The organism is Acinetobacter gerneri DSM 14967 = CIP 107464 = MTCC 9824, assembly GCF_000368565.1.
Lineage (GTDB): Bacteria > Pseudomonadota > Gammaproteobacteria > Pseudomonadales > Moraxellaceae > Acinetobacter > Acinetobacter gerneri.
In genome coordinates this window covers 605,139-618,352 of the sequence record NZ_KB849544.1, presented here as the reverse complement: position 1 = coordinate 618,352, position 13,214 = coordinate 605,139, and the positions used below count along the sequence as shown (strand labels likewise).

Annotated in this window: 16 protein-coding genes; 6 read left to right on the top strand and 10 right to left on the bottom strand. The window is 35.7% G+C overall.

The genetic code is table 11. The annotated features are described in order from the left end of the window. The first annotated feature begins 92 nt into the window (after window positions 1-92). Together F960_RS14215 and F960_RS14210 are read left to right on the top strand one after the other, a co-directional pair. The gene (locus tag F960_RS14215; RefSeq protein ID WP_004866414.1) at window positions 93-1,109 is read left to right on the top strand and encodes a hypothetical protein; all 1,017 of its coding nucleotides are present in this window, start codon (window positions 93-95) and stop codon (window positions 1,107-1,109) included. 454 nt (window positions 1,110-1,563) lie between these two features. Next, the gene (locus F960_RS14210) at window positions 1,564-2,334 is read left to right on the top strand and encodes a Rossmann-like and DUF2520 domain-containing protein (protein ID WP_004866412.1); all 771 of its coding nucleotides are present in this window, start codon (window positions 1,564-1,566) and stop codon (window positions 2,332-2,334) included. A 445-nt stretch (window positions 2,335-2,779) separates the two neighbouring features. On the opposite strand, the gene trmB is transcribed toward F960_RS14210, so the two are convergent. Together trmB and F960_RS14200 are read right to left on the bottom strand one after the other, a co-directional pair. Further along, window positions 2,780-3,496 (bottom strand): tRNA (guanosine(46)-N7)-methyltransferase TrmB, encoded by a 717-nt coding sequence (trmB, locus tag F960_RS14205; RefSeq protein ID WP_004866409.1) that lies wholly within the window; start codon window positions 3,494-3,496, stop codon window positions 2,780-2,782. A 365-nt stretch (window positions 3,497-3,861) separates the two neighbouring features. Beyond that, window positions 3,862-4,479 (bottom strand): LuxR C-terminal-related transcriptional regulator, encoded by a 618-nt coding sequence (locus F960_RS14200; RefSeq protein WP_004866407.1) that lies wholly within the window; start codon window positions 4,477-4,479, stop codon window positions 3,862-3,864. A gap of 488 nt (window positions 4,480-4,967) precedes the next feature. Here F960_RS14200 and F960_RS14195 point away from each other — a divergent pair, with 488 nt between their 5' ends. After that, entirely contained in the window at window positions 4,968-5,579 is a 612-nt protein-coding gene (locus F960_RS14195; protein ID WP_004866405.1) for a glutathione binding-like protein, read from the top strand. A gap of 111 nt (window positions 5,580-5,690) precedes the next feature. Here F960_RS14195 and F960_RS14190 read toward each other — a convergent pair whose 3' ends face one another. From F960_RS14190 to F960_RS14160, 7 genes are all read right to left on the bottom strand, one after another. Next, window positions 5,691-6,413, bottom strand: a complete 723-nt coding sequence (locus F960_RS14190) for a hypothetical protein (RefSeq protein WP_004866403.1) — start codon at window positions 6,411-6,413, stop codon at window positions 5,691-5,693. A 70-nt stretch (window positions 6,414-6,483) separates the two neighbouring features. After that, window positions 6,484-7,137, bottom strand: coding sequence for a hypothetical protein (locus F960_RS14185; protein ID WP_004866401.1), 654 nt, complete (start codon window positions 7,135-7,137; stop codon window positions 6,484-6,486). Window positions 7,138-7,219: 82 nt separating this feature from the next. Next, a complete protein-coding gene (locus F960_RS14180; protein WP_004866399.1) occupies window positions 7,220-8,005 on the bottom strand; it encodes a thiazole synthase in 786 nt (261 codons plus the stop codon). 12 nt (window positions 8,006-8,017) lie between these two features. Then, window positions 8,018-8,215 carry a sulfur carrier protein ThiS gene (gene thiS, locus F960_RS14175; RefSeq protein ID WP_004866397.1) on the bottom strand — a complete coding sequence of 66 codons (198 nt, stop codon included), beginning with the start codon at window positions 8,213-8,215 and terminating at the stop codon, window positions 8,018-8,020. A 26-nt stretch (window positions 8,216-8,241) separates the two neighbouring features. After that, window positions 8,242-8,607: a DUF423 domain-containing protein gene (locus F960_RS14170; RefSeq protein WP_004866395.1), complete on the bottom strand. Its 366-nt coding sequence runs from the start codon at window positions 8,605-8,607 to the stop codon at window positions 8,242-8,244. 151 nt (window positions 8,608-8,758) lie between these two features. Further along, the gene (gene rpoH, locus F960_RS14165; RefSeq protein WP_004866392.1) at window positions 8,759-9,628 is read right to left on the bottom strand and encodes an RNA polymerase sigma factor RpoH; all 870 of its coding nucleotides are present in this window, start codon (window positions 9,626-9,628) and stop codon (window positions 8,759-8,761) included. Between the two features lie 137 nt (window positions 9,629-9,765). Then, complete coding sequence (locus F960_RS14160) at window positions 9,766-10,002, bottom strand: sulfurtransferase TusA family protein (protein WP_004866390.1); 237 nt, start codon at window positions 10,000-10,002, stop codon at window positions 9,766-9,768. A gap of 388 nt (window positions 10,003-10,390) precedes the next feature. On the opposite strand from F960_RS14160, the gene F960_RS14155 reads away from it, so the two are divergent. Together F960_RS14155 and rhlB are read left to right on the top strand one after the other, a co-directional pair. Beyond that, window positions 10,391-10,603: a cold-shock protein gene (locus F960_RS14155; RefSeq protein WP_004866387.1), complete on the top strand. Its 213-nt coding sequence runs from the start codon at window positions 10,391-10,393 to the stop codon at window positions 10,601-10,603. A 99-nt stretch (window positions 10,604-10,702) separates the two neighbouring features. Continuing rightward, window positions 10,703-11,854: an ATP-dependent RNA helicase RhlB gene (gene rhlB / locus F960_RS14150; RefSeq protein ID WP_004866385.1), complete on the top strand. Its 1,152-nt coding sequence runs from the start codon at window positions 10,703-10,705 to the stop codon at window positions 11,852-11,854. A 93-nt stretch (window positions 11,855-11,947) separates the two neighbouring features. Here the strand turns inward: rhlB and F960_RS14145 are convergent, their stop codons facing one another. Beyond that, window positions 11,948-12,334, bottom strand: coding sequence for a hypothetical protein (locus F960_RS14145; RefSeq protein ID WP_004866381.1), 387 nt, complete (start codon window positions 12,332-12,334; stop codon window positions 11,948-11,950). A 235-nt stretch (window positions 12,335-12,569) separates the two neighbouring features. Between F960_RS14145 and F960_RS14140 the strand changes: the two genes are divergently transcribed. Then, window positions 12,570-13,145, top strand: a complete 576-nt coding sequence (locus F960_RS14140; protein WP_004866379.1) for a nitroreductase family protein — start codon at window positions 12,570-12,572, stop codon at window positions 13,143-13,145. Window positions 13,146-13,214 lie beyond the last annotated feature (69 nt).

The following is a 13,214-nucleotide window of genomic DNA, read 5'->3' as shown; positions in this document are numbered from 1 at the left end:
CAAATCCGAGGTCTTTTTTTTGGATTAAAGCATTGAAAGAATGAGAAATAATGCTTTAAATAGGAGCCACATAACGACAACAAGGCATACAGATGAAACATATTGCTTTAATTTTAATTTTTTCTTCTTTTTTAATTTCGGGGTGTGGTCAAAAACAGAAGAAAGCAGAAGATGCAAAACAAATTTCAGAGTGGAGTTGTACACATCCTGAAAATTTACAGCAGATTGAAAGTACATTGAAAAATGATTATTTAAAAAAGATTGATAAGAAAATACTTCAAGAGAGTGCCTATACAGCAGATCAGGACATATTAAATAAAATCAATCGGGGGCTTAGTTTTAAAATTAATCAAGTTCGGACACTGACTGCAGATACAAGCAAGACCAATAAACTTGAGTGTGAAGGCCAGATCATTGTGCAATTTCCCAAAGGTTTACAACAGCGTGCGGAAAATGCATTTACAGAGAGAAATGATTGCTATGAAGACTGTTATGAACGTGAAAATCCTATTAATTTGAGAGATTATATCGAAGAGCAAGCTGCAAACTTGGTTTTAGAAAATGATCAATTGAAAGGTAAGTTCAATTTTCAAATTATAAAAACGGACAAAGATGGCTATAGTTTAAATGTGAATAATCAAGAGAATGTGATCTCAAGTGTCAGTGAAATTGCTTTGCATGCTGTTTTGTATAAAGCTTATGTAAATGAAAACAAAATGCTGAAAGAGCGGGATTCTATTGATAAAAAACAAGATGTTGTACAAAAAGAGTTGGCGCAAAAAGTCATGGATATTCGACAAAAAGAATTAGACTTAGATAAGAAAAAGCAAGTTGAATTGCTCAATCAGACTTGGGATCTTTTCAGTAATGAGCAAAAAGAGCAATTGAAACAAGAACAAAAAGACTGGTTTGAAAAACGAGATGTTGATTGTCAGGTGTTGGCGCAGCGGTATAACATTTATCGTGATGATGATACTGAGGTATATCAAAAGCAATCAAATTATTGGGATAACGCGATGATTGAGCAAAGTCAGCAGATGCAATATACCAAATGTTTCAATAGTCGTACCCAAGATAGGATTGAGTCACTTAAGAAGCAGATTAATTGATCAGGTTCAGATTTGAACTCTTGCATAAGTCATTTGTTGCTCGATTTATACTCTCATTATTTTGCTTCAAAACTTAATAAAATTTGTGATTAAGGCAGGATGCCGTCTGTCGAACAAGGGAGTTCCGCAATTTTTAAAGCAGTGCTTTAAAAATTGCTCAGGATGTATGCCCATTTGTTCGACAATGGCTTTCTTGCGAAATATATTTCTCATTTGTCCATAAACAAAGTAAGAAAGATTGTCTACGCAAAGTAAATTGAATGACTCACGGCAAATGAGACCGTATGATACTTTTCATCCGAATACTTGATCATTTTTTTATTTATGAAAGAAGTCTATTGATTTGTTTAAATATAAGAGAAAATTTATACTAAGTGCAGATTAAATAAAAAGGATGAATTGATTCATCCTTTTTTTATTGGCATGCTATTAGAAAATCTTTTTTGAAAAAATTATGCGTATTAGTTTTATTGGGTCGGGGCGGGTTGCGACAAAACTTGCATTGGCATTGTCTGCGCAACATGAAATTGTGCAAATTTTAAGTCAAAATATTCATCATGCTGAAAAATTAGCACAATTGGTTTCTGCTCAAGCGACCCATTGTATTGCCAAATTTGAAGCAGTTGATTTGGTAATTATTGCGATCAGCGATCAAGCTATCGAACAAATGATGCAAAAATCACACTTTTATTTTGCTGATGCTTTGGTTGTGCATACTTCAGGAAGTACCAGTTTGCAGACATTAAGCAAATACTATACTCGTTCAGGTGTGTTTTATCCTTTACAGACTTTTAGCTTTGAGCGTGATATTGATTGGAAAAATACACCAATATTTATTGAAACAGCACGTGAAAGTGATCTCGCTATTTTACAAGAAATTGCTGCAAGCCTAAGTCAACGAGTTTATTGCTACAGTTCAGAGCAACGTTTAAGTTTGCATTTAGCTGCAGTATTTGCCTGTAATTTCACAAATTATTGCTATGACATGGCGAAACAGATTGTTGATCAGAAGCAGGTTGATTTTAGTTTGCTGTATCCGTTGATTATGGAAACAGCTTTAAAAGCTACACAAAATGATCCGTATTTGATGCAAACAGGACCAGCCAAGCGTGGTGATGCAAATATTTTAAATATGCATCAAACGATGCTAGAAAAAAATGGAAATTCGGATTTACAGAATGCTTATGAATTGATGAGTAATGGTATTTTAAAACGACATCATTAAGTGCCATTTATGTGTTTTGAAAATTGAGTCTGTTATCAAAACAGGAAAGCCGCGCTATATAGAAAATGGACAATAAAAAAGGCTATGATTTACATAGCCTTTAAAAGAAGATTTAAATAGGGTCTGTTGACATTTCACAACTGAATTGCGTTGTTAGCTAAAATTGAGCAGGCAAGGCACGAAATGTAGAGAATGGCGAGACCATTTTCAAATTTCGTAACGAAGCCTGAGATAATTTTAGCTACAACCTGAGCAAGAACAAAGTACTACTTTGTTCGCAGCGCAAGGCGAAGCGAAAGGACGAGAGTATTTTTTGATGCTATTTCGTTGTAGCTTGGTCATTTAGATCACTAAATTTCTCAATCTACGCCTCATATCATCTAAAAAATACTCATAGTCGCAACCAATTTGAAACGTCAACAGACCCTAATAAATCATTCAATTTTTAATTGATTTTCTTAAAGATAAAATCATTAATTTTATGACCTTCTTCGATACCGCGGCGTTCAAACTTGGTTTGAGGTCGCCAGTCAGGGCGAGGGTAGCTATTGCCTTTACCTGCTAGATTTTCAAGGTTTGGACGATTATCCAATACATCAAGCATCCATTCTGCATACGGTTCCCAATCAGTTGCTGAGTGGAAAGTACCGCCCATTTCAAGTTTTTGTTCAACCAATTGCATACGCTCATGCGCCACAAAACGACGTTTGAAATGACGTTTTTTCTGCCAAGGATCTGGGAAATAGAGTTGCACACAGTTGATGCTATTGTCAGGCATTTCTTTAAGAACTTGGATCGCATCAGCATCAAGTACACGTAAATTGTTCACACCAGCCATACCAGCTTCATAGACGCACTGTGCGATCCCAGGGATATGGACTTCGATACCGACAAAATTACGTTCTGGATTGGCTTTAGCCATAAGTACAAGTGAACGTCCCATACCAAAACCAATTTCAACAGTCAGTGGGCGCTCTGGGTGTTCGAAATGTTGGCGTAAATCTCCAACAGGGTATTCCAAAATCAAATCACGATATTGTTCAAGCGCAGATTTTTGTGAAGTATTTAATGGCGAAGAACGACGCATAAACGTCACAATTTCACGGTGCTCATGCAAATTGTCTAGCTCTACAACTTGCGCTTCAATGTTCTCGTTTGACATAAGCTCGGAATAGAAAATTCAAAAGCGGTATTTTAAGTCTTTAAAGAGGGATGTCAAACGCTTATGGTTTTTTTTAAATAATTTGTGATTTACAGTAAGTCGATCACGTAAATTTTAGGCCAAATGATCCAAGACATAGATTGAGTTTGCACCTTATAGAAATTATGTCTGATGGCAAAGTAGAGAATTAAATTCTAATTATCGCTAAACACTAAAGAAGTAATTGAAAAGGTTGAGTGATTTGGAACGTAAATTTTGTTGAATTTTCTACTATATTGTTGATTTATTTTATGATGGATACAATGAAAATCATTATTTATCTATGGGAAAATTAGGGAGAAATCTGTGAAATTTCTCCCAATATTTTATAGATTTATTTTTTGGTAAATTAATTTAACAAAGGATTCTATAGAGAATTGAGAGACATTCAATTTTTTGGCTATTTCTTGTGTATTGAAGCCCTTAATCACCCAATTTAAAATCTGTCGGTCACGAAAATCAAGATAAGCGGTTGGATTTAATGCTGTCGGCTTTTCAAAAGCATCAAAATAATCCAATATTTGTAATGCAATATCTGCATCGATTTGCGCACCGCCTTGAATGGTAATACGAGCAGAATTAAGCAAATCTTGGTCAGATTGCTGTGTATAGCAATAGCCTGTCGCACCCGCAGATAGGGCATTTAACATATTATTTCTATTTTTAAAATGTGAAATAGCTAATACCATAATACTTGGATCATAATATTTTAATAATTTGATGAATGAAATACTTTCTGTGAAATCGGCACTAATATCTACAATTGCACATGATGCTGAATTTTGATCTAAAAGCTGTTTTGCTTCTACAAAATTATTTGAAAAGTATATGTTTTCTTCAGTATACCCAATCTGTATTAGAACATTATTTGTTCTATATTGATTGCTCAGCTCATGACTGACGACAATGACAGGTATGGGTAAAATTATATTGCTATTCAACATCGTACTTCCTACATCAGATATATAGAACTTTGCATTTTTTCTAAATGGTTGGCTATACCTGAATATAGGGAATTATCGGTAAAATTAATAAATTGATAAATATCAATAAAAAGATATAACAATTTATATCTAATTTTCTCTTGAAGCTGTATTTTTGATCAAGAATATGTGAATCTTTGAAATATAAATCATAAAATCATATTTTTTTCATCTCTTAAACAAACAAAATGGTTGAAAATAAAACAAGAGAACTTTTATTTTAGATTGATTGATTTATTTTTCATCATTTTTAAAAATATCTCTGTTATATCTATTTTTGCTATAAAGCAGAAGATTGTTCGGACAATATGTGTATTTGTGCATAAATTTTAAATAGATAGCGAGTTTCAATATTCATTTACGCTTTTTTGCAATTTTAACTGCGTTAGTGCTTGAAACTTTGTTCGAAGCGTTTTACAACTGTAAGGGTTATATAACAAGGAAATTTTATGAAGTTGTATTATTCTCCAGGTGCTTGTTCACTTGCGTCACATATTCTTTTAAATGAAATTAATGTTGATTTTGATTTAGAACGGGTTGATTTAAAAACACATAAAACAGAAAAAGGTGCAGATTATTACGAAATCAATCCAAAAGGTTATGTGCCAGCACTCGAAATTAATCCTGGTTTGATCTTGACTGAAAATGTTGCTGTGCTTCCGTTTATCGCGCAACATGATCCAAAGCAAGATTTGATCCCACCTTCGGGTTTGGGACGTGCCAAAGTTTTAGAATGGCTAGGTTATCTAAACTCAGAATTGCATGACGCTTATGCTGTATTTTTTGGTCCTGCATTGACTGAAGAAGAGCGTGCGCGTGCTTATGCTGAAATTGATAAAATTTTAAAATATATTGAAAATTATCTACAAGAATCAGAATTCGATTATTTGGTAAATGATCGTTTCGGTCCAGCGGATGCATATTTATTCGTGATCACCAACTGGTCAAATGTGATTCAGCATGATTTAACGCCTTATCCAAATATTGTTGCCCTACGCAATAAAGTTGCTGAACGTCAATCTGTTCAAATCGCAATGCGTGATGAAGGTTTAATTCCTTGATTTAAAATTATTCTAAATTTTAATGTTAAAAAACCCAAACACGAGTTTGGGTTTTTTATGATTGCGTTGAATATCTTGAACTTTTAATGGTCGATTTGGTTATTTTGATTGCTATTCAAAGTCATTATTTTCTTTGAAATTGATTTGGCTTAGAGATAGATCGTAGCGTTGTTTTAATTTACTCCAAGTGGTTTTGATCTTCTGTTTTTGTTCAGCAAATTCATTTGCACCTGAAGTGGACTTGGTTTTACCTGTGAGAAAATTAACGCTATAAGTGCTTGAGTCGCCACTGGCACGATGAAAGTCAGTGCTGTCAAAGCCAATTAGTTTAAATGAAGCTTTATTTGGCTGAGGCGTATTTTCATATCTAAAACTATAGGTATTATTGTTTACATACCAAGAACCGCAACTATACCAATAATGAAATGCGACTTGTAACACACCATTTTTTATTTCTAAAGGATCAAACTCTTCCAAGGGATCGGCTAAGCAAGGTGCATCGGCATCATTGGCGCTTGGAATCGTATCATTGCTACCCACAAGACGGTATGATTGCTGGTCTTTAAATAGGATCAGAAGCTTACGAGGATTTAGGTCGAGTTCTTCTGAGCCTAGCGCATCATTTTTTACGATATTTTTAGGATTTTTTTCTTCGATAATCATCGCAATATCTTTTTGGCCATCTTTGTTGAGATCACCTTCAACTTTCTGAAATAAGGTCCAGCCTTTGGGAATGAAAGCTTGTATATTAGGATGTGTTTCTGCCAGCACATTGCAGGCAGGAAGGCTACAGAAGCCCAGAATGATCAATTTGCTATAGCGTTTATTTTGCATGATTTATTATCCATAAAGTTGTCTAAGTCTATTTTTGTGTTGCTATATTGGATGATATTTAGAGGGGGCTTTATTTGATCATTTGCTTGAGAAAATTTTGATCATCTTGTAACTGGATTTTATCTAAAGTATTAGGTTGGATTTGAGATAGTTTTTTCCAAGTGATTTTAGGTTTAATTTGATCATCAAATTCATTATAGATCGTTGTTTTCAATTTTTGCGTTAAAAAATTACCACTATGACGCGTCGCTTTGCCATCTGTTTTATACGCAAACCAATATTCAAATCCTATCAGTTTAAATTGCTGCTGGCTAAGCTTAAAGCGATATGTCCACGACTCACCATACCAATTTGAGCAGCTATTCATCCCATTAAATGTGATGTCTAACAGGCTTTTATTGATTTTTATGCTGTCTTCATCTATCGCATCATCGATACAATTTTCAGTATCACGATAGGTCCATTTAGGTATTTGTTTTGTGGCATAGGGTTGTAAGACATGATTTTGATTCATCAAGATCATCAATTTGCGATCTAAAATTTTAGGATTTTTAGGTTGAATAATGATCGCAGCATCATTGAGTCCATCTTGATTTAAATCACCTTGAGCTTGAGAAATGATTTGCCAGTTTTGAGGAACAAATTTTTGTAATTGGCTTGGGTTTTGAGCTGCTAGGCATGTAGAGGAAAAGCCTAATACGATCGCTGAATTTATAATTTTCATTATATTATTGAACCTTTTTATTATGCAATGCAAAGGACTCCGAAGAATCCTTTGTTATAGCTTTGCTTTATTTTTTAAATATTTATTTAAAGAAATAACCAGTTTCAGGTGAGCTGGCATTTGCCATGCGTTTACGAGGCATACGTCCAGCCAGATACGCTTCACGACCAGCTTCAACCGCTTTTTTCATCGCAGAAGCCATGAGAATAGGGTTTTGAGCAGCAGCAATCGCAGTATTCATCAATACGCCATCACAACCCAATTCCATCGCAATGGCTGCGTCACTTGCAGTACCTACACCAGCATCGACCAAAACAGGTACTTTGGCATTTTCTTTGATAATCGAAATCGTGTGCGGATTTAAAATACCAAGCCCTGAACCAATCAAACTACCTAACGGCATGATGGCTACACAGCCCATACTTTCCAATTCTTGCGCCACAATTGGATCATCAGAAGTATAAACCATGACTTCAAAGCCATCTTCAATCAAAGTTTGTGCTGCTTTTAGCGTTTCAGTGATATTCGGGTATAAGGTCTTCTCATCACCCAAAACTTCAAGTTTAACTAAGTTATGACCATCAAGTAATTCACGTGCCAGCATACAGGTACGGATAGCACTATTGGCATCAAAACAACCTGCAGTATTTGGCAAAATGGTATATTTTTCAGGTGGAACGACTGAAAGCAAATTGGGTTGATCTGGATTTTGCCCAATATTGACACGACGAATTGCGACCGTCACGATTTCTGCACCGCTTTCGCGAATCGCCAAGTCAGTTTCATTCATGTCTTTATATTTACCTGTGCCCACAAGTAAACGAGATTTAAATGTACGAGAACCAATAATTAGGGGGGTGTCTTCCATGGGAGCTCCGTGTTAACCGCCACCAACAGCGTGAATAATTTCAATATGATCTTTTTCATTTAGAATGGTTTGCTCAAGTTTACTTTTTGAAATGATCATTTCATTTCGTTCAACTGCAAAGCGTTTACCTTCTAAAGATAATTCTTGAATAAGTTGCAATAGATTTTGGCAAGCTGTGTCTTGCAACTCACCATTTAAAAAAATCTGCATTGGTTTTCCCTAAAATCAGACGTTGATTATTTTGCGTATTTGAACGCGTTCCATGCAAGCAATAACCAGCCAATAATCATCAATGTGCCACCGATCGGTGTAATCGCACCCAAAAATTTAGGTGCGCCGAAAGCCATGAGATAGAGCGAGCCACAAAATATCACAATACCGAGCTGTATACAGATAAAGCTGGCTTTAAACGGAAATGAAGGCGCAACTTTGGCTAAAATGCCGAGTCCAAACAGACCTAAAGCATGATAAAAAAAGTATTCTGTCGAGGTATGCCACCAAGCCAATTGTTCTGGCGTAGCAAAAGATTTTAAACCATGCGCCCCAAACGCACCAAGCATGACAGCCAAAGCCAAATTAAGTGCTGAAATGGCAATCCACATAATGATGTTCACCTAAATCAAATCGTTCCCAACCTTAACATAAATAGACTTTATCTAAAAAGCATTAGTCGCCTTTATGTAGAAAAAACTTGATAAAAAACACGCATAAAAAAAGGGCAGTGCGCCCTTTTAAAATTTTGAAAATACAGCATTAGTTGGAAGACATCGCCACTTTGATCTTTTCCATTGCATTTTTTTCAAGCTGGCGAATACGCTCAGCAGAGACATTATATTCGGCAGCGAGTTCATGTAAGGTTGATTTATCATCATCTAACCAACGACGCTGTAAAATATTACGTGAACGATCATCAAGCTGATTCATTGCATCATGCAAAGCATTGGTGCTTTGTTCTTCATAATCTTCATTTTCAGCCAAACGAGCAGGGTCGTAACGGTTGTCTTCGAGATAAAGCGCAGGTGCAACATGAGTTGAACCTTCATCATCGTCATCACCTTGAGCTTCAAAGGCTGCATCATAGGCAGTCAGACGACCTTCCATTTCCAAGACTTGTTCAGGCGTTACATTTAAGTCATTAGCAATAGATTTTGCTTCTTCTAAAGTCAGTTTTTTGCTTGATTTCTTTAAACTACGCAGATTAAAGAACAGTTTACGCTGAGCTTTAGTTGTGGCGATTTTGACAATACGCCAGTTACGGATTACATATTCGTGAATTTCAGCTTTAATCCAATGCACGGCAAAAGACACCAGTCTTACACCCATATTTGGATCAAAACGTTTGACGGCTTTCATCAAGCCTAAATTGCCTTCCTGAATAAGGTCACCTTGTGGTAAACCATAACCCGCATAACTACGCGCAATATGTACAACAAAACGTAAGTGAGACATCACCAACATTTTTGCAGCTTCTAAATCTTGATCGTAGTAATAACGATCGGCAAGCTCTTTTTCTTGCTCAGCCGTTAAAATAGGAATCTGGTTTACAGTGCTTATATATGCGCCAAGATTTACACCTGGTGCAGATAATGACAGGGGCATCAATTGATTGCTGCTGTCACTCATAAGTTCTCCTTATCGGATAATATAGTTTAACCAATCCACATATCATAATTAGAATGTGATTCATAATTAAGGAAAATTGGGTAGCGAAATGTAAATTTCTGATCTATTTTGCAATCTTTGATTGTAAATGAATCAGATTAAGATTCAATTAAATAATGGAACTCATTTTCAGAAATTTTTTTAAAACAACAATTAATCTGATGAATCTCACAATATCGCAAAATATCTATTTCACTATGCGGATCTGACGACTTGAGTAAAAATTGTTGTTTCGGCTCAGCTTTCTTTAATTGACGTTTTAATAAGAGTAATGGCATAGGGCAGGGTTGGCCCAATGCATCAATATCCACAATAGAGTGTGATGTGTTTGTCATTTAATTTGAAAAATGTCTTTTTGTGCAATTGGCTTGATTTTATCAAAAAAATAGTGACCACCCAATCATTTTTGAAAATATTGATAACATAAGAGTTTTTAAAAGTGCTAATTCAAAAAAATGGATAAAAAAAGCACAAATTTTTTAAAGAATAAACCAAAAAAATCCTATTAATTGTCACAAACCCGTGTTAAGCTCGATGCCGTAATGAAGTTTCGCAGATCATTCATGATTTGATAGCTTCATTACAAATGGATGTAACCGGGATTTTGTTAATAGTTATACAGAATGATTACAAGCTTTGAAATAAAAAATATTTTAAACCCTTGTTTGCTCTGCTGTTTGCAACACCGGGTGGTCCTTTTTCTTAATAACTGAGGATTAACTTATGACAGCTCGCGAACAAGGCGTAGTGAAGTGGTTTAACGATACTAAAGGTTTTGGCTTTATCCAACGCAATGGCGGTGATGACGTTTTCGTTCATTTCCGTGCTATTCAAGGTGATGGTCATCGTTCACTACGTGATGGTCAACGCGTTGAATTCAGTGTTGTTCAAGGTCAAAAAGGTTTCCAAGCTGAAGAAGTTCAGCCTTTAGACTAATTCCTAATTTCGATTAGGAATAACGCCTCAATTGTCAAATTGGGGCGTTTTTGTTTTATACTATCGTTTTACACTCCCTTAGCGTTAGAGCACGTATATATGTCATCTGGTTTTGGAACCCTCAATTTACATCCTCAATTAAAGCAAGCGATTGATGCATTAGGGTTTAAAGAAATGACCCCGATTCAACAAAAAGTTTTGCAATACACTTTGGCAGGACATGATGCTATTGGTCGAGCTCAGACGGGTACGGGGAAAACTGCAGCATTTTTAATTAGTGTTATTAATGACTTGCTTAACAACCCGATTAAAGAGCAACGCTTTCGTGGTGAGCCGCGTGCATTGATTTTGGCTCCGACACGTGAGCTAGCTTTGCAAATCGAAAGTGATGCAAAAGAGTTGGTTAAGTTTACAAACTTAAATGTCGTGACACTTTTGGGTGGGGTGGATTTTGATAAGCAAAAGAAAATGCTTGATCAAAATTTTGTAGACATTATGGTGGCTACACCGGGTCGATTAATTGATTTTGTTGAACAAAAAGAAGTTTGGCTTGATCAAATTGAATTTTTAGTGATTGATGAAGCTGACCGTTTATTGGATATGGGCTTCATTCCTTCGGTGAAACGTATTGTTCGTTTTTCACCTCGTAAAGAACAGCGTCAGACTTTGATGTTCTCTGCAACCTTTAGTTACGATGTATTAAATCTTGCGCAACAGTGGTTATTTGAACCTGTTACGGTTGAGATTGAACCTGAAAAGAAAACCAATGAAGACGTTGAGCAACGTGTTTATGTGGTGTCAAACCAAGATAAATATAAACTTCTGCAAGAGATTTTACGTGACGAACCCATTGAAAAAGTCATGATCTTTGCCAATCGTCGTGATCAAGTGCGCCGTTTATATGACCATTTGAAACGTGATGGGTATAAAGTGGTGATGTTGTCTGGTGAAATTGCACAAGACAAACGTTTGAAAATGTTGGATCAGTTTAAAAATGGTCAACATAACATCATGATTGCAACAGATGTTGCAGGTCGTGGTATCCATGTGGATGGTGTTTCCCATGTGATCAACTTTACCTTGCCTGAACAGTCAGATGATTATGTACACCGTATTGGTCGTACAGGCCGTGCAGGTACTCAAGGCGTGAGTATTAGTTTCTTATCAGAAGATGATGCGTTCTATCTACCTGAAATTGAAAAAGCCATTGGTCAAAAATTGCCTTTGACACGTTTGGATGGTTATTGCTAATACATTTGAATATTTCAAACAATTCAGATCTAAGCTAAAAAATCCCTCTCGATGAGGGATTTTTTTTATGAAGACAAAATGATTTAAAGAAAATTATCCGTTTGCTTTACAGGTAAAGGTGAGGGTTACTTGATAGTCGGTATCTTTTTCAAGTGTATTGTTTTTGCCTAGCACTGAACCTAGGACGCCAGCAGCAGCGTTGATCATTTGACCAGTTTTTTCATCAACGACACCTTTTAATGCACCATGATATTCAGTTTTTTCATTGACAAGTACAGGAGCTGCTGATTTACCACAGGTTTTATTTGCAGTTGCAATGGCATTGTTTTTAGCAATGATTTGAGATTTCCCCATACCTGTGACTTCATATTGGCTGTTGGCATTTTGGATAACCAAGGTATTGCTCGTTGGATTTGAAGAACAGGCACTGAGCACAATTGCTGATAAAAAAGTAGAAGTAAGGAGAAGAGTGGTTTTCATGTTTGATCTCCGCATGAAATTGTTTAATAAAAATTTATAAGACGACAATTTATTTGAATATAACATTTGAACATAGTTTTGAGGTTCAAAAACTTAAATCATGTTTCATTATGATTATTTATATAGTATTCATGTGAAATAAAACAAGTTTGTTGATGAATGTTATCCCGAACTAGAGTAATTTTTCCAGTTTGTGCTAATCTAAACTTCACGCTTTGTAAAATTTAAAAAGTTCATGACTGACACTAACTTATCTGTAGTTCTTGAAAATATCCATCATCGTCAATCGATCGGGCATCTTATTGAGCCTGCACCTAGTGCTGAACAATTAGAGCAAGCTTTTCAAGCAGCACTGACTGCACCAGATCATCATCGCTTGAAACCGACTCATTTTATCGTGGTTGAGGGTGAGGATCGTGCGGCTTTTGGTGAATTACTTGCATCAGCAGTTCAAGATCTTGGTGAAATTGATCCAGCACAGTTAGAACGAGTTAAAAATCATCCATTTCGTGCACCAGTTTTAGTCTTGGCAGTTACAAAATTTCAAGATCATGCCAAAGTTCCATTTTTCGAGCAGACATTAAGTACGGGTGCCGCAATTCAAAACTTTTTACTCACACTACAAGCACAAGGTTTTGGTGCAATGTGGCGTAGTGGAGCTGTGGTTGAATCACCTTTATTAAAAAAAGCCTTGGGTTTAAATGAGCGTGATCTGATCTCTGGGATTGTTTATGTTGGTTCAATTGCAAAACCGATTATTGCTCGTCCAGAACAATCAACTGCTGAATATGTCATGCATTGGCATAAATAATTTTGTTTCAAACATTTAGATTTGCAAAATTTCAGTTATGATTTTCAGCATATTGTTTTTTAAAAATAA